The sequence below is a fragment of the Pseudomonas sp. XS1P51 genome, from assembly GCF_054897845.1.
This window is the reverse complement of record NZ_CM142707.1, coordinates 3,445,843-3,461,550: the sequence shown is the minus strand read 5'-3', so window position 1 is coordinate 3,461,550 and position 15,708 is coordinate 3,445,843. Positions and strand designations below refer to the sequence as shown.

Annotated in this window: 15 protein-coding genes and 1 pseudogene; 7 read left to right on the top strand and 9 right to left on the bottom strand. The window is 56.6% G+C overall.

What is annotated here, in order from left to right; genetic code table 11:
• Positions 1 to 43: 43 nt before the first annotated feature.
• The 9 genes and pseudogenes from ACYZUD_RS16010 to ACYZUD_RS15970 all read right to left on the bottom strand — a co-directional run bounded on the left by ACYZUD_RS16010 (position 44) and on the right by ACYZUD_RS15970 (position 7,145).
• A complete protein-coding gene (locus ACYZUD_RS16010; RefSeq protein ID WP_462024855.1) occupies positions 44 to 271 on the bottom strand; it encodes a DUF7683 domain-containing protein in 228 nt (75 codons plus the stop codon).
• A pseudogene (locus ACYZUD_RS16005) lies at positions 268 to 1,143 on the bottom strand (colicin E3/pyocin S6 family cytotoxin); the annotation flags it as partial. The gene ACYZUD_RS16010 and the pseudogene ACYZUD_RS16005, both read right to left, overlap by 4 nt.
• 50 nt (positions 1,144 to 1,193) lie before the next feature.
• Positions 1,194 to 1,445 carry a pyocin S6 family toxin immunity protein gene (locus ACYZUD_RS16000; RefSeq protein ID WP_259153025.1) on the bottom strand — a complete coding sequence of 84 codons (252 nt, stop codon included), beginning with the start codon at positions 1,443 to 1,445 and terminating at the stop codon, positions 1,194 to 1,196.
• A 10-nt stretch (positions 1,446 to 1,455) separates the two neighbouring features.
• Positions 1,456 to 2,646, bottom strand: coding sequence for an S-type pyocin domain-containing protein (locus ACYZUD_RS15995; RefSeq protein ID WP_462024854.1), 1,191 nt, complete (start codon positions 2,644 to 2,646; stop codon positions 1,456 to 1,458).
• Positions 2,647 to 2,835: 189 nt separating this feature from the next.
• Complete coding sequence (locus tag ACYZUD_RS15990; protein WP_462024853.1) at positions 2,836 to 3,549, bottom strand: HNH endonuclease; 714 nt, start codon at positions 3,547 to 3,549, stop codon at positions 2,836 to 2,838.
• Between the two features lie 110 nt (positions 3,550 to 3,659).
• Positions 3,660 to 4,193 (bottom strand): BRO-N domain-containing protein, encoded by a 534-nt coding sequence (locus ACYZUD_RS15985; protein WP_462024852.1) that lies wholly within the window; start codon positions 4,191 to 4,193, stop codon positions 3,660 to 3,662.
• Between the two features lie 415 nt (positions 4,194 to 4,608).
• Complete coding sequence (locus ACYZUD_RS15980) at positions 4,609 to 5,859, bottom strand: ribonucleotide-diphosphate reductase subunit beta (protein WP_462024851.1); 1,251 nt, start codon at positions 5,857 to 5,859, stop codon at positions 4,609 to 4,611.
• Positions 5,860 to 6,376: 517 nt separating this feature from the next.
• Positions 6,377 to 6,691, bottom strand: a complete 315-nt coding sequence (locus ACYZUD_RS15975; protein ID WP_462024850.1) for a hypothetical protein — start codon at positions 6,689 to 6,691, stop codon at positions 6,377 to 6,379.
• Between the two features lie 190 nt (positions 6,692 to 6,881).
• Complete coding sequence (locus ACYZUD_RS15970; RefSeq protein WP_462024849.1) at positions 6,882 to 7,145, bottom strand: DUF2790 domain-containing protein; 264 nt, start codon at positions 7,143 to 7,145, stop codon at positions 6,882 to 6,884.
• Positions 7,146 to 7,627: 482 nt separating this feature from the next.
• Between ACYZUD_RS15970 and acs the strand changes: the two genes are divergently transcribed.
• From acs to argR, 7 genes are all read left to right on the top strand, one after another.
• Positions 7,628 to 9,583: an acetate--CoA ligase gene (acs, locus tag ACYZUD_RS15965; RefSeq protein WP_462024848.1), complete on the top strand. Its 1,956-nt coding sequence runs from the start codon at positions 7,628 to 7,630 to the stop codon at positions 9,581 to 9,583.
• 680 nt (positions 9,584 to 10,263) lie between these two features.
• Complete coding sequence (locus tag ACYZUD_RS15960; protein WP_102595633.1) at positions 10,264 to 11,037, top strand: ABC transporter substrate-binding protein; 774 nt, start codon at positions 10,264 to 10,266, stop codon at positions 11,035 to 11,037.
• Between the two features lie 91 nt (positions 11,038 to 11,128).
• Positions 11,129 to 11,818, top strand: coding sequence for an ABC transporter permease (locus tag ACYZUD_RS15955; protein ID WP_075945348.1), 690 nt, complete (start codon positions 11,129 to 11,131; stop codon positions 11,816 to 11,818).
• The gene (locus ACYZUD_RS15950) at positions 11,815 to 12,513 is read left to right on the top strand and encodes an ABC transporter permease (RefSeq protein WP_462024847.1); all 699 of its coding nucleotides are present in this window, start codon (positions 11,815 to 11,817) and stop codon (positions 12,511 to 12,513) included. Before ACYZUD_RS15955 ends, ACYZUD_RS15950 begins: the two co-directional genes overlap by 4 nt.
• A gap of 1 nt (position 12,514) precedes the next feature.
• The gene (locus ACYZUD_RS15945) at positions 12,515 to 13,639 is read left to right on the top strand and encodes a M14 family metallopeptidase (protein ID WP_462024846.1); all 1,125 of its coding nucleotides are present in this window, start codon (positions 12,515 to 12,517) and stop codon (positions 13,637 to 13,639) included.
• A gap of 27 nt (positions 13,640 to 13,666) precedes the next feature.
• Positions 13,667 to 14,431: an ABC transporter ATP-binding protein gene (locus ACYZUD_RS15940; protein WP_008154324.1), complete on the top strand. Its 765-nt coding sequence runs from the start codon at positions 13,667 to 13,669 to the stop codon at positions 14,429 to 14,431.
• A 296-nt stretch (positions 14,432 to 14,727) separates the two neighbouring features.
• Complete coding sequence (argR, locus tag ACYZUD_RS15935; RefSeq protein ID WP_462024845.1) at positions 14,728 to 15,708, top strand: transcriptional regulator ArgR; 981 nt, start codon at positions 14,728 to 14,730, stop codon at positions 15,706 to 15,708.

Genomic DNA, 15,708 nt, shown 5'->3' with positions numbered 1-15,708 from the left:
TCAGACATCGAGCGATTTCTGATTCAACTTCATCTCATTGTTGTCAGCTTTCACTGCTGGTTAAAAACAGAGCCAAATCATTAGGGAACGATATCGAGCAAGCTTGCTCGATTGCGCTGATTTGGTTTTTTGTCAGTTTGTAGTCATACACATAGTCTTCTCTACTTTCCCAGCCCATTAAAACAGCGAGTTCGTCGCTGAGAATTGGGAGTGCTTTTTCGTAAGATGCGAAATCTTCCCCATCTCGAACACCCATTATTGTGTGTTTCAAGGATCTATCCTCCGTGTCGGATCGGCGGGTTTTGTTTGAACTCCTGATGTATGGTCATACTCACCTAGGTGTTTCCCACGCTTGTTGTATTTCTCTAGTGCGCCATGCTGAAAGTCCCATTCGTATATCGTACCGGCTCCATCCTTCCAGCGAGGGCGCAAACCACCACCTTTCATGCGTGTTTTGGGTGGGGCCCATTTTGCATCTGGAAACGCGGGAAATGTGTCCGGTTTCGGATGGTAGCTGTGAGAGGCACTAACAACCACATACACTGGCCTCACCCCTGACCCCGCCGGAAACACCAGAATGAAATCCTTGTACTCCGGCGGATACACCGGGTTCACGATGATGCTGTCAGCCGCTTTCGTCGGCGGGTAAACCCAGATATGCGGCGCTTGCGGGGCGGCCTCCAGCGCAGGAATGCCCAGGATGTCGGAACCATCCACAGCCGGTGTCCAGATCAGTTCAATGCCGTCACCCAGGTCAGCCACCTGCTGGCTGCCACGCAATGTGAACTGCACGACATCAACCATTTCCCAATCGCGATTTTTGCCGGTGTAGAAACCATATCCCTTGAGGCTGCCGTCAGTCTGTTGCTCGACCCGCAGGCGAACGCGGGTGCGGGCCTGTTTGAGCGCACGGAGTTGGTCTTCGGTGTAAAGCGAGCTGTCGCCCAGACTCGATGGTGTGACCAGCGCAACAAGGCCAACCAACGTTGCTGTTACGGCGCTCGCCGCAGCCACGGGAACAGCGGCGAATGCCGAGCCAGCCAGGGCGAGAGAGCCCAGACCGACGGGAATCGCAGTGCCACTGATCTTCTTCAGTGGCACTGCGCCTGATTCATCCGTTTCGCGAGCAGCTAGCAGAATCAGGTTCGGTAGGTGACGTCATGCCCATCACCGGAGGGTTATCACATTGGGTTTCATTGCTTGGAGCAAGTCCCCATAAAGTACTCTAAACCCTCTGGGAAACTGATGCCCAGTAGTCTTGACAGTGCCATTACCTGATCTTCGTTTAAAAGCAGCTCTCCTGGTTCCACTTCGTTAAGTGGCTTCGATTCAATCAAATGGGCAACTTTCTCATTGAGTTCACTTCCTTCGATATCCAGCTCAAACTGCAAGGAGTCGTCCTGCTTGTCATCCGGATAAAAGCCAGTTATTAAAAGGTAGCGCATGCTGTAATCCTTAATTTCTTGAGGTTTTTCTGCCTGGTTTCGCAGGTTTTGTTTGTTCACCTGTGATGTGGTTGAACTCGCCTAAATGGATTCCGAGTTTGTCGTATTTTTCCACAGCATTACTTTTGTAGTCCCATTCATAAATTCGCCCCTTACGGTCAACCCAACGAGCGCGTTTCCTCCCTCCCCCTTGAACAGATGACTTCGACTTTACGCGGGTTGTATCTGGGAATGCGGGAAGCGTTTTCGGGTGGTCATAATACGAATGATCACTGGTTTGACTGAGAACAATGTATACCGGCCTAATCCCTGAATCAGCCGGAAACACCAGAATGAAATCCTTGTGCTCCGGCGGATACACCGGGTTCACGATGATGCTGTCAGCCGCTTTCGTCGGCGGGTAAACCCAGATATGCGGCGCTTGCGGGGCGGCCTCCAGCGCAGGAATGCCCAGGATGTCGGAACCATCCACAGCCGGTGTCCAGATCAGTTCAATGCCGTCACCCAGGTCAGCCACCTGCTGGCTGCCACGCAATGTGAACTGCACGACATCAACCATTTCCCAATCGCGATTTTTGCCGGTGTAGAAACCATATCCCTTGAGGCTGCCGTCAGTCTGTTGCTCGACCCGCAGGCGAACGCGAGTGCGGGCCTGTTTGAGCGCACGGAGTTGGTCTTCGGTGTAAAGCGAGCTGTCGCCCAGACTCGATGGTGTGACCAGCGCAACAAGGCCAACCAACGTTGCTGTTACGGCGCTCGCCGCAGCCACGGGAACAGCGGCGAATGCCGAGCCAGCCAGGGCGAGAGAGCCCAGACCGACGGGAATCGCAGTGCCGCTGATCTTCTTCAGTTGCACAGCGCCTGATTCATCCGCTTCGCGAGCACCCAGCAGAATCAGGTCACCGTAGTCTTTCAGGCTATCGGTCGGCACCATCCCTGAGGGATTCGAGTAATCGATGATGGCGTCCGGCAGCTTGCAGGACTTGGCGAAGACACATCCGGCTTGAGTGGGCCTTTGCTTTTCCGCTATGACCTGACGGCTGCGTTCGAAGGCGTCTTGCCTGGCCAGCATGGCCTCGTAGGCTTTTTGTCTGGCGTCCCGCTCGGCCAATTCGGTGGCCGTCATGAAGCGGTGAGTAACGTGATGCCCATCACCGGAGGGTGGATTCTTAATCCGCGGAATGTCCTTGTTGCCAGCCACTGATTATCCTTTCATCCATCGGCAGCCCCGGAAAAAGGGGCTGCGCGACGTTAACGAACGTGGCTAATCGTGGCTGTAGGACGAGTCTTTGATGACTCTAAGGGTTTTCTCTTTTTATCAGGATGGCAGCGCAATCCTTACGACTCGCCGCCTTCGTACACATGTGCCGATGAAGTTTTTCAGGCCCAATCACTCAAATTTCAACCGATCCACCTTCTGAAACAGTGAAGCAGTGAACTCATCCCGGTCGCTCGAATGGTGACAACGTCGATGACAGTTCGGACACAGCGCCACAGCATTGCTCGGGCGATCCGAACCTTCCTGCGCCAAATGCTTAACGTGATGAACCTCAAGAAACGGCCTGCCGTCCTTTTCGAACGGAGCCGGTTTTCCGCAACCCTCGCAGATACCCTTGGCTTCTTTCCGCACCCAGGCTCTAACCTCAGGATCGCGTACAAAAGAATTGCCCGAGTTCGGCACTTGTTGTGGTTTCAAAATCCCCTTCGGCTCGCCCTTAAGCGATTGCTTCTCAAGTTTGGCAGCACGTTGTTCTAGCGTTGCCTCATCAGCGGTCGGGGCAAAATCTTCCCGCGTTAAAGTACTAGGCGCGTTCAGCGCTTCACGAATACTGCGCGCAACATTCGCGCCGACGTTCTTGGCGGGTTTGTATCCCTCAATACGATCTCGTTCGAGTTCGACCAACACGGTAGAGATGTTCTGCATCCGAAACTCAACCGAACCTTTGGTGCGGCCTGCCAAGGCGCCCTCGCGCAGGACACGATTCTCATGAGCCTTATTGACCTTCTGACCGCTCTGTTCACGTGACAGCATGCTGAGATAGGCATCCACCGCAGCCTGAATCTCCGTATCACTCCAATCGCTGTTGCTCTTTTCCGTGTCCATACAATCGCCGAGGGTTGAAAACCCTCGGACGATACTGAGTGGCCATTACGACTGTCTACGAAAATTCCTACATGGCACTCCGACGCTTCTTTCAGTCGATCCTACAAAGGCTAACCCACCGAATGCTTTGAAGCCTGAAACGCCTCCAAAACCTTACGCCACCAAGGCTTAACCGCTGGCATACGCCTTCGCGTGCGATTGAGCAGCAGATAAGGCATGTCTCGCAGCCGAATCCAGCCTTCATCCTGCCAATGCAGCAAACTCAGCGACATCTCCGGCCAATCCAACAAGCTCAACATTGGTCTATCCGCGTTCTTCGACTTCCCCGCATCACGCAAGGCCGGGACCACTTGATGGGTCAACCACTCACGCAACAAACGATTCCCCGGCGCGTAGTGATACACCAACAACGCATACGCACCGGATTCACTGAGCATCAACCGTTTATCTGGTTGTCCGTTGTAGTCAATCAACAGCGTATGCCGCTGATCCTCGTCTAGTTTGCTAACCACGCGATCATTCAGATGGAAGCCCATTAAGCGACCCAGATCTCGCGCACAAAACCATGGTTGGTTTTCCAAGAGGAGAGCGTGGAGATGGAGGTTGTGGCGTGTGAAGAGTGTTGGAATGAACGGATCAGGCATGACCGACCTCCGAGACGGAGGGAGAGCAGAGTGGTCTTTGTGTCGGCATATCCATTACCTCTACGTGTGAGTTTTGAGAGGGCCAGAACCCGACGTAGAGGATTAAGAAATCCCAACAAGCAGTCTCTTTCAAACACAAATTTGCGCATATGTCGTTGAGACAAACGCGATTCTGTGTGTGGAAGTAGCTTCTACGTTGGGCGTTTCTTAGGCACCTGACATGGAGCTTAGAGGTGCTTTGAATGGGCATCAATGCGGAAGCAGCTGTAAGTGTTGTAGGAGTTTTGGCATAGCAACGTAGGGATGAAAAAGGATATTCATTCCCCAATAAAAAAAGCCCCGATCAGATCGGAGCTTTTGCTTTTTCGATTTGTCGACTCAGATTGCAATCGTCAAATCGCGGCGAACTCGGGAATCAATCCCAGCTAAGTGCGCCGCCGGTTTGGTATTCAATAACCCGAGTCTCAAAGAAGTTCTTCTCTTTCTTCAAGTCCATAATCTCGCTCATCCAAGGGAACGGGTTAGTCGTTCCTGGATACTCTTCCTTCAACCCAATCTGCGACAGACGACGGTTAGCGATGAACTTCAGATAGTCCTCCATCATCGCCGCGTTCATGCCGAGTACGCCACGAGGCATGGTATCCCGCGCGTATTCAATCTCCAGCTGAGTCCCCTGCAGAATCATCTGCGAAGCCTCTTCCTTCATCTCAGCATCCCACAAGTGCGGGTTTTCGATTTTGATCTGGTTGATCACATCGATGCCGAAGTTCAGGTGCATGGATTCGTCGCGCAGGATGTATTGGAACTGCTCGGCGACGCCGGTCATTTTGTTGCGGCGGCCCATGGAGAGGATTTGGGTGAAGCCGCAGTAGAAGAAGATGCCTTCCAGGACGCAGTAGTAAGCGATGAGGTTGCGCAGCAATTCTTTGTCGGTTTCGACGGTGCCGGTTTCGAACTTCGGATCGGAGATCGAACGGGTGTATTTGAGGCCCCAGGTGGCTTTTTTCGCGACCGATGGGATCTCGTGGTACATGTTGAAGATCTCGCCTTCATCCATGGCCAGCGATTCGATGCAGTACTGGTAGGCGTGGGTGTGGATCGCCTCTTCGAAGGCCTGGCGCAGGATGTACTGGCGGCATTCCGGGTTGGTGATCAGGCGGTACACGGCCAGGACCAGGTTGTTGGCAACCAGGGAGTCGGCGGTGGAGAAGAAGCCGAGGTTGCGCATGACGATGCGGCGCTCGTCGTCGGTCAGGCCTTCCGGGTTTTTCCAGAGGGCGATGTCGGCGGTCATGTTGACTTCTTGCGGCATCCAGTGGTTTGCGCAGCCGTCCAGGTACTTCTGCCAGGCCCAGTCGTACTTGAAGGGCACGAGTTGGTTGAGGTCGGCGCGGCAGTTGATCATGCGCTTTTCGTCGACAGCGACACGGGCGGAGGCGCCTTCGAGTTCGGCAAGGCCTTCGGCAACGTCGAGGGTGTCCAGGGCGGCCTTGGCGCGGGCGATCGCGGCGGAGTCGGAGGCGGTCACGGCGCGAGCTTCTTGAGCGGCAACGCCACCGGCGGCGTCGAGTCGGTCCATGTTGGCTTCAGTCGCGTGGCCGGCGTTGGCGCCTTTTACCACGGCTTCGCCGCTGTCTTCTTTGTCGAATTCGTCCCAGCTCAGCATGACGTGTCGTCTCCTGCGTGAGGGCCAGATGCCCGTGTGAAAACTGATCGGTTGGTTTTTCACACGGCCGTACTGGCCGCGTTGGATAGCGTTTTTTGCAGCGGTACACGCAGGCAAATAAACATAATTTTGTACGGGGTTCCGAGAGCCTCTGACGGGCGCAGAAATCGGTGAAGACTTCGGCGTGGGCTTCAGACTGGCTGTCATCCCTGTAAGGGAATATTGCAGGCCCGTTTAAGGCGGCATTATAGGGAAATTTTTGCGGCCGTGGTGGGGCGAATCCGCGCATGGAGCGGTCGAGAAGGAGGGTTTTTCGGTCGGAGCGAGGGTTTACAGGGCTTTGACTGGTGATCGCGGGCGAAGATTTTTTTTTATAAATTTTGGCGGGCAATATTTTTGTTCAAAAAACAGCCAAAAAACTGCATTTTTTACTACATGTTGTGTTTTGAGTCGGTTTTCGACGCTGCCAGACACAACTAAGCCCGACCAAGGTCGGGCTGTAAGTCACGCTCGAAGATTAGCTGAGGCGAGCGGCACCGACGTGATCTGCACCATCGGCAGCCACCTTGGCCGCACCGGTGTGATCGAAGCCGTCAGCGGCGACTTTGGCGGTGCCAGTGTGATCAAAACCGTCAGAAGCAAGTTTGCTAGCACCGACGTGATCCGAGCCATCGGCAGCGAAGGACGCCGAACCGGTGTGATCGTAACCGTCAGAAGCGACAGCCGACTCGGTGGTGAAAGCAGCCGAGCCCGTGCGGTCGTAACCGTCAGCGGCGAAAGTGTTAGCGGCCAGGACAGAGAGGGTCAGGGCGAGGATCAGTTTGGTTTTCATGGTAGTGGCTCCAGGTTCGTTGGCGTTATGTGCCTTGGGTGTGGAATTCATACTACGCCAGATAATTTGATAAAAAAGTGCAAATAAACGCTTAAAATAATCGTATAAATCGATGTATCAGGTTCGGCGCTTCATCTGCCTTAAATAGCGGGCGGGTGGGTCGAACCTTTGGAGAGTGGGAGCGGGTGGATCAGCCGTTGGAGCAGCCGTTACCCATGACGCTGTAACGCAGAATGTGGCGCTGACCTTTGGAGTCGTCGTATTCCATTTTTGCCGGAACAACTTCGCAGACGTTCGGGATTTCGCTGATGGATATAACTTTGGCGATGTCCAGATCAGTGGAGTAAGTGTATTCCTCGATAGCGGGTTTTTGCTGTGCAACATCAGTCGGGACCTCGTCTGCCATGGCGGTTGCGCACAGACTGCTGAGGGCCAGAACTAATAAAGCTTTCATTTCAAATTTACCTTTTAGAGGTCGAGTGGGGTCACGCAACCTTTTTGGGGTTGCGTGTGGAACTTGATTACCGGGTTTTGGATTAACTGCCTTCGTGGGGGCTGCAACTTGGTTAATCACGTTGCCTTGTTGGCGAGGCTGATTTTAGGCGTGGGGGTTACATTCATATAGCCGTGCTTTTGATAAACACCTTTGACAGATTTCGTAACAATCCCCGAATAAGGCTTGTACGCATTCCCTGTAGGAGCTGCCGAAGGCTGCGATCTTTTGATTTTTGACGGCCGCCAAGATCAAAAGATCGCAGCCTTCGGCAGCTCCTACATTGGCCGCTATCGACCGGGCTAGAGCGTTTTAACAAAACTTGTGGGAATAATCAGGACATTTTGTAGGGGCTTGTTACTACCATCGTCGAATGGTTCTATAGGCCCGGCCCGGCTACAACAGGGTCATACAAAAACAACTATTCCACCGAGGTAAGAAAGATGAGTGCGGCTTCTCTGTATCCCGTTCGTCCCGAGGTTCTGGCCAACACGCTGACTGACGAGGCGACCTACAAGGCCATGTACCAGCAGTCCGTCGTCAATCCGGACGGCTTCTGGCGCGAACAAGCCAAGCGCCTCGACTGGATCAAGCCTTTCACCACGGTGAAGCAGACGTCCTTCGACGACCACCATGTCGACATCAAATGGTTCGCCGACGGCACCCTGAACGTTTCCTACAACTGCCTCGACCGTCATCTGGCCGAGCGCGGCGATCAAGTCGCGATCATTTGGGAAGGGGATGACCCTGCCGAAAGCCGCAACATCACCTACCGCGAGCTGCACGAACAAGTTTGCAAGTTCGCCAACGCCCTGCGCGGCCAGGATGTGCACCGCGGCGACGTGGTGACTATTTATATGCCGATGATCCCCGAAGCCGTGGTCGCCATGCTGGCCTGCACCCGGATCGGCGCAATTCACTCGGTGGTGTTCGGTGGTTTCTCACCGGAAGCCCTGGCAGGTCGCATCATCGACTGCAAATCCAAAGTGGTGATCACGGCCGACGAAGGCATTCGTGCCGGCAAGAAGATCCCGCTCAAGACTAACGTTGACGACGCGCTGACCAACCCGGAAACCAGCAGCATTCAGAAAGTCATCGTGTGCAAGCGCACTGGTGGCGACATCAAGTGGAACCAGCATCGCGACATCTGGTACGAAGACCTGATGAAAGTGGCGGGCAGTGTGTGCGCGCCGAAAGAGATGGGCGCTGAAGAAGCGCTGTTCATCCTTTACACCTCCGGTTCCACCGGCAAGCCGAAGGGCGTGCAGCACACCACCGCCGGTTATCTGCTGTATGCGGCGATGACTCACGAGCGTGTGTTCGACTACCGTCCGGGCGAAGTCTACTGGTGCACCGCCGACGTCGGCTGGGTCACCGGTCACAGCTATATTGTCTACGGCCCATTGGCCAACGGTGCGACCACGCTGCTGTTCGAAGGCGTGCCGAATTATCCGGACATCACCCGGGTGGCGAAGATCGTCGACAAGCACAAGGTCAACATCCTCTACACGGCGCCAACCGCAATCCGCGCGATGATGGCGTCGGGCCAAGCCGCTGTTGAAGGTGCTGATGGCAGCAGTTTGCGCCTGCTCGGTTCGGTGGGTGAGCCGATCAACCCGGAAGCCTGGGACTGGTACTACAAGAATGTGGGCAAGTCCCGTTGCCCGATTGTCGATACCTGGTGGCAGACCGAAACCGGCGGCAACATGATGAGCCCGCTGCCGGGCGCTCACGCCCTCAAGCCAGGTTCTGCGGCGCGTCCGTTCTTCGGTGTGGTGCCAGCGTTGGTCGACAACCTGGGCAACATCATCGAAGGCGTGGCCGAGGGTAACCTGGTGATTCTCGACTCGTGGCCGGGCCAGGCGCGCACGCTCTACGGCGATCATGACCGCTTCGTCGACACCTACTTCAAGACCTTCCGCGGCATGTATTTCACCGGTGATGGTGCGCGTCGTGACGAGGATGGTTACTACTGGATCACCGGTCGTGTGGATGACGTGCTCAACGTTTCCGGTCACCGCATGGGCACCGCCGAGATTGAAAGCGCGATGGTCGCTCACCCGAAAGTCGCCGAAGCGGCAGTGGTCGGTGTGCCGCACGACATCAAGGGGCAGGGCATTTATGTCTACGTCACGTTGATCGCTGGCGAAGAGCCGAGCGAGCAATTGCGTCTGGAACTGAAGAACTGGGTGCGTAAAGAGATCGGTCCGATTGCTTCGCCGGATGTCATCCAGTGGGCGCCGGGCTTGCCGAAAACCCGCTCGGGCAAAATCATGCGCCGGATTTTGCGCAAGATTGCCACGGCTGAATACGATGGGTTGGGGGATATCTCCACCCTGGCGGATCCGGGTGTGGTGCAGCATTTGATTGATACGCACAAGACCATGAACGTTGCTTAATAGCGGTTCGTGAGTCATCGAAGCCCCGCCAGACCTTGTGTCTGGCGGGGCTTTTTTATGGTGATCATGTTTCAGCGTCTGCGGCTGTGCGGGCCTCTTCGCGAGCAGGCTCGCTCCCACAGGGGGGGGGCAACTCGGTCAATGTGGGAGCGAGCCTGCTCGCGAAGGCGTCTTGTCAGGCACTACCTAAACAACAACCAATAATTATCGGCTTCATCTGTAGGTCATTTCCCACTGTTACCCGCCACCCTTCAAGTAACTGAATGTGTAACCGCTCGATCCGATACGGGGCATTGGGAAACGCGAAGCCCCGCATCAGCGCAGTAATACAACCCGAAAAAATAAGAAGCAACGCTACGCTTGCCGGATTAGAAGGGTTTGCCAATAATAGGCCCGCAATTTGCAGCGTAGATCGGTTCGCTGTCTTTTGCTCTTGCATGAATTTGCAAGGCTGTCAACGTGCCCAAACGGCTTTCTCGGTGCTTCTGTAATTTGTTGTCGCATTGAAGAAATATCGGCTTCGGGCCTGTCGTTAGAATGCCGATCACTCGCTCGTCGTTGCTCGCGTTGAAATCAACGCGAGATCCGTAGGACGCAGCACCGCTTTCCGGTTTCACTCATTCGCATATTGGGCTGTCGCTCACTCTGCCGTTTTAGCCCTTTACCGATGGAGTCCCAAGATGAAGAAACTCGTGCTGCTTGGCGCCCTGGCACTGTCCGTGCTGTCCCTGCCGACTTTCGCTGATGAAAAACCTCTGAAAATCGGTATCGAAGCGGCTTACCCTCCGTTCGCGTCCAAAGCACCGGACGGCAGCATCGTAGGTTTCGACTACGACATCGGTAACGCCCTCTGCGAAGAGATGAAGGTCAAGTGCACCTGGGTTGAGCAAGAGTTCGACGGTCTGATCCCTGCACTCAAAGTGCGCAAGATCGACGCGATCCTGTCGTCCATGTCGATCACTGAAGATCGCAAGAAGTCCGTGGACTTCACCAACAAGTACTACAACACCCCGGCTCGCCTGGTCATGAAGGCTGGCACTCAAGTCAGCGACGGCCTGACCGAGCTGAAGGGCAAGAACATCGGCGTGCAACGTGGTTCGATCCACGAGCGTTTCGCCCGCGAAGTCCTGGCCCCGCTGGGTGCCGAGATCAAGCCTTACGGTTCGCAGAACGAAATTTACCTCGACGTAGCCGCCGGTCGCCTCGACGGCACCGTGGCAGACGCTACGCTGCTGGATGACGGTTTCCTGAAAACCGACGCCGGCAAAGGTTTCGCCTTCGTTGGCCCGGCCTTCACCGACGTCAAATACTTCGGCGACGGCGTGGGTATTGCAGTTCGCAAGGGTGACGCGCTGAAAGACAAGATCAACACCGCGATCGCTGCCATTCGCGAGAACGGCAAGTACAAGCAGATCCAGGACAAATACTTCGCCTTCGATATCTACGGCAAGTAACACGTCCCGGCGACAAGTCCGAAATGGCGCAAGCAACAGGATCTCTGAGGTTTGCGCCATTTTTTCATCCCAACTTTCGAGGACCTGAATCATGTTGAAAGGCTACGGGGCTGTCATCCTCGATGGCGCATGGCTGACGCTTCAGCTCGCCTTGTCGTCCATGGCCCTGGCCATTGTTCTGGGGCTGATCGGCGTTGCGCTGCGCCTGTCGCCGGTGCGCTGGTTGGCCTGGCTGGGCGATCTGTATTCCACGGTCATTCGCGGTATTCCCGATCTGGTGCTGATCCTGCTGATTTTCTACGGTGGTCAGGACCTGCTCAACCGCGTCGCACCGATGCTCGGTTTTGACGACTACATCGACCTGAACCCGTTGGCCGCCGGTATCGGCACCCTGGGCTTCATCTTCGGTGCGTACCTGTCGGAAACCTTCCGTGGCGCGTTCATGGCGATCCCCAAAGGTCAGGCAGAAGCCGGCATGGCCTACGGCATGAGCAGTTTTCAGGTGTTCTTCCGGGTGTTGGTGCCGCAGATGATTCGCCTGGCGATTCCGGGTTTCACCAACAACTGGCTGGTACTGACCAAGGCCACCGCGCTGATTTCGGTAGTGGGCCTGCAAGACATGATGTTCAAGGCCAAGCAGGCGGCAGATGCCACCCGCGAGCCTTTCACCTTCTTCCTCGCAGTGGCGGCGATGTACCTGGTGATCACCAGCGTCTCGTTGCTGGCATTGCGTCACCTTGAGAAGCGCTACTCGGTAGGCGTAAGGGCGGCTGATCTATGATCTTCGACTACAACGTCATTTGGGAGGCCTTGCCGCTGTACTTCGGCGGCCTGGTGACCACCCTCAAATTGCTCGCGCTGTCGCTGTTCTTCGGCCTGCTGGCGGCGTTGCCGCTGGGCTTGATGCGCGTCTCGAAGAATGCGGTCGTCAACATGAGTGCCTGGCTCTTCACCTACGTGATCCGCGGCACGCCGATGCTGGTGCAGCTGTTTTTGATCTACTACGGTCTGGCGCAGTTCGAAGCGGTACGTGAAAGCTTCCTCTGGCCGTGGCTGTCCAGCGCAACGTTCTGTGCCTGCCTGGCCTTCGCCATCAACACCAGCGCCTACACCGCTGAAATCATTGCCGGCAGCCTGCGCGCCACGCCGAACGGCGAGATCGAAGCGGCCAAGGCCATGGGCATGTCGCGCTTCAAAATGTACAAGCGGATCCTGCTGCCATCGGCCCTGCGCCGGGCGCTGCCGCAGTACAGCAACGAAGTGATCATGATGTTGCAGACCACCAGTCTGGCGTCCATCGTGACCCTGATCGATATCACCGGTGCCGCGCGCACGGTCAACGCTCAGTTCTACTTGCCGTTCGAGGCCTATATCACGGCGGGCGTGTTCTACCTGTGCCTGACGTTCATTCTGGTGAAAATGTTCAAACTGGCCGAGCGCCGCTGGCTGGGCTACCTGGCCCCGCGGAAGCACTGATATGGAACGCCTCGATCATGCATTGCCGTGGAGCCACCTGGGCAGCGAACGCCAGATTTCGGTGTTCTGTTTCGGCAATAAGGAGCGCAGTGGCGAGCGCAAGGCCTACATCCAGGCCAGCCTGCACGCCGATGAACTGCCGGGCATGCGCACGGCCTGGGAGCTGAAAAAGCGCCTGACCGAACTCGAAGCCCAAGGCTTGCTCAACGGTGTGATCGAGCTGGTTCCGGTGGCCAACCCTCTGGGCCTTGGTCAACTGCTTCAGGGCAATCATCAGGGGCGTTTCGAAGCGGGCAGCGGCAAGAATTTCAACCGCGATTTCGTCGAGCTCAGCGCGCCGGTGGCCGCTGAACTGGACGGGCACTTGGGCGATGATCCTCACGCCAATATCCGCTTGATCCGTCAGACCATGAGCGATGTGCTGGCCGCGTTGCCGCCCGCCGCCAGTCAATTGCAAGGCATGCAGCGCATTCTGCTGAGCCATGCCTGCACCGCCGATGTGGTGCTGGACTTGCATTGCGATGCCGAAGCGGCGCTGCACATGTACGCCTTGCCGCAGCACTGGCCGCAGTGGCGTTCGCTCGCCGCGCACCTGAACGTGAAGGTGGGTTTGCTGGCCGAAGATTCCGGCGGCAGTTCGTTCGACGAAGCGTGTTCGCTGCCATGGTTGCGCCTGTCGCGTCTGTTCCCGGATGCACAGATTCCACTGGCTTGCCTGGCGACGACCATTGAACTGGGTGGTCAGTCCGATACCGGTCGCGCTGAAGCCTGCGCTTACGCCGAAGGCATTCTGGCGTTCCTCGCTGAGCAAGGCTTGATCAGCGGCGAATGGCCGAAACCTGCGCACGACGCGTGCGAAGGCCTGCCGTTCGAAGGCACTGAATTGCTGTTCGCGCCGCATCCGGGCGTGATCAGTTTTTTGCGTAAACCCGGTGAGTGGATCGAGGCCGGCGACGAGATTTTCGAAGTGATCGATCCGTTATCGGATCGGGTCAGCACGGTGTGTGCTGGTACGTCCGGGGTGCTGTTTGCCATTGAACGGCTGCGTTATGCCCAACCCGGTTTCTGGCTGGCCAAGGTGGCGGGGCGCGAAGCGCTGCGTCACGGGCGCTTGCTCAACGACTGACTGACTGTTTTTGTGAGAACCGACCGCATGTACAAACTTGAAGTCCAAGACCTGCATAAACGCTATGGCAGTCACGAAGTGCTCAAGGGCGTGTCCCTGAAAGCGGCGGCTGGCGATGTGATCAGCATCATCGGCTCCAGTGGCTCCGGCAAAAGTACCTTCCTGCGTTGCATCAACCTGCTGGAGCAGCCGCACGCGGGCAAGATTCTGCTCAACAACGAAGAGCTGAAACTGGTGGCCAACAAGGACGGCGCGCTGAAGGCCGCCGACCCGAAACAGCTGCAACGCATGCGTTCGCGCCTGTCGATGGTGTTCCAGCATTTCAACTTGTGGTCGCACATGACGGCGCTGGAAAACATCATGGAAGCGCCGGTTCACGTACTCGGCATGTCCAAGGCTGAAGCCCGCGAGAAGGCTGAGCACTACCTGAACAAGGTCGGTGTGGCGCATCGTAAAGATGCCTACCCGGGTCACATGTCCGGCGGTGAACAACAGCGTGTGGCGATTGCCCGTGCGCTGGCGATGGAACCTGAGGTGATGCTGTTCGACGAACCGACGTCGGCACTCGACCCGGAGCTGGTCGGCGACGTGCTGAAGGTGATGCAGGCCCTGGCCCTGGAAGGTCGGACCATGGTGGTGGTCACGCACGAAATGGGCTTCGCCCGTGAAGTGTCGAACCAGCTGGTGTTCCTGCACAAAGGTGTCGTCGAAGAAAGCGGCAACCCGCGTGAGGTGCTGGTCAATCCACAGTCCGAGCGCTTGCAACAATTCCTGTCCGGCAGCTTGAAATAATCAGGACTGCCGTTGTGCACCGCGATAGTGCATGCTTCGCAGTCTAGAGGCTGGCCCGATCCCCTGTGGGAGCTGGCTTGCTGGCCCCCCTGTAGGAGCTGTCGAGTGAAACGAGGCTGCGATCTTTTGATTTGAAAAATCAAGATCAAAAGATCGCAGCCTTCGGCAGCTCCTACAGGGGGGCCAGCAAGCCAGCTCCCACATTTGATCTCTGCTGGTTTTGAGATTTGTGATCATTTACGGGCTAGCATTGGCCCATGCCTTTATCACTGTTCTTCGCTTCGGATCGCCCGCCCATGACTGCCCATCGAATTGGTTTCCTGATTTGGCCCAGCACTAAAGCACTGACGCTTGCGCTGGCTGAGGAGGCCTTGCGTGTTGCCCAGCGTGTGCATCCGGACGTGGTCTACGAACTGTCGTTCCTGCAGGCCGAACCGCCGGTCGAAGGGGCCTGGCAATTGCCGGGTGAGCCGTGGGCCGGCAAGCTCGAAAACTTCCAGAAACTGTTCCTGCTCGCCGATGAGCCGCCGACCACACTCGCGCCGGCGCTCAGCAGTGCGCTGAAACAACTGGTGCGCGCCGGTTGCGTGATCGGTGGTCTGTCGGCCGGTGTTTACCCGTTGGCCCAACTCGGTTTGCTCGACGGTTATCGCGCGGCGGTGCACTGGCGCTGGCAGGACGATTTCGCCGAACGCTTCCCGAAAGTCATCGCCACCAGTCATTTGTTCGACTGGGATCGCGACCGCCTGACTGCCTGTGGCGGCATGTCGGTACTCGACTTGTTGTTGGCAGTGCTGGCTCGTGATCACGGCGCCGAACTGGCCGGTGCGGTCTCTGAAGAACTGGTGGTCGAGCGCATTCGCGAAGGCGGCGAACGCCAGCGCATTCCGCTGCAGAACCGCCTCGGCTCCAGCCATCCGAAGCTCACCCAAGCGGTGTTGCTGATGGAAGCCAACATCGAAGAACCGTTGACCACCGACGAAATCGCCCAGCATGTGTGCGTGTCCCGTCGGCAGCTGGAGCGGATCTTCAAGCAATACCTCAACCGTGTGCCGAGCCAGTACTACCTGGAACTGCGTTTGAACAAGGCCCGGCAGATGTTGATGCAAACCAGCAAGTCGATCATTCAGATCGGCCTGTCGTGTGGCTTCTCCTCGGGGCCGCATTTCTCCAGCGCCTACCGCAACTTCTTCGGCGCCACGCCGCGGGAAGATCGCAACCAGCGGCGCAGCAGCAGTCCGTTTGAATTATCGTCGGTGCCTTCGGAGCGTGGCTGA

Coding starts and splice junctions, on each gene's coding strand:
- ACYZUD_RS16000 (WP_259153025.1), bottom strand. CDS start 1,445: ATGCGCTACCTTTTAATAACTGGCTTTTATCCGGATGACAAGCAGGAC.
- ACYZUD_RS15990 (WP_462024853.1), bottom strand. CDS start 3,549: ATGGACACGGAAAAGAGCAACAGCGATTGGAGTGATACGGAGATTCAG.
- ACYZUD_RS15985 (WP_462024852.1), bottom strand. CDS start 4,193: ATGCCTGATCCGTTCATTCCAACACTCTTCACACGCCACAACCTCCAT.
- ACYZUD_RS15980 (WP_462024851.1), bottom strand. CDS start 5,859: ATGCTGAGCTGGGACGAATTCGACAAAGAAGACAGCGGCGAAGCCGTG.
- ACYZUD_RS15975 (WP_462024850.1), bottom strand. CDS start 6,691: ATGAAAACCAAACTGATCCTCGCCCTGACCCTCTCTGTCCTGGCCGCT.
- ACYZUD_RS15970 (WP_462024849.1), bottom strand. CDS start 7,145: ATGAAAGCTTTATTAGTTCTGGCCCTCAGCAGTCTGTGCGCAACCGCC.
- acs (WP_462024848.1), top strand. CDS start 7,628: ATGAGTGCGGCTTCTCTGTATCCCGTTCGTCCCGAGGTTCTGGCCAAC.
- ACYZUD_RS15960 (WP_102595633.1), top strand. CDS start 10,264: ATGAAGAAACTCGTGCTGCTTGGCGCCCTGGCACTGTCCGTGCTGTCC.
- ACYZUD_RS15955 (WP_075945348.1), top strand. CDS start 11,129: ATGTTGAAAGGCTACGGGGCTGTCATCCTCGATGGCGCATGGCTGACG.
- ACYZUD_RS15950 (WP_462024847.1), top strand. CDS start 11,815: ATGATCTTCGACTACAACGTCATTTGGGAGGCCTTGCCGCTGTACTTC.
- ACYZUD_RS15945 (WP_462024846.1), top strand. CDS start 12,515: ATGGAACGCCTCGATCATGCATTGCCGTGGAGCCACCTGGGCAGCGAA.
- ACYZUD_RS15940 (WP_008154324.1), top strand. CDS start 13,667: ATGTACAAACTTGAAGTCCAAGACCTGCATAAACGCTATGGCAGTCAC.
- argR (WP_462024845.1), top strand. CDS start 14,728: ATGACTGCCCATCGAATTGGTTTCCTGATTTGGCCCAGCACTAAAGCA.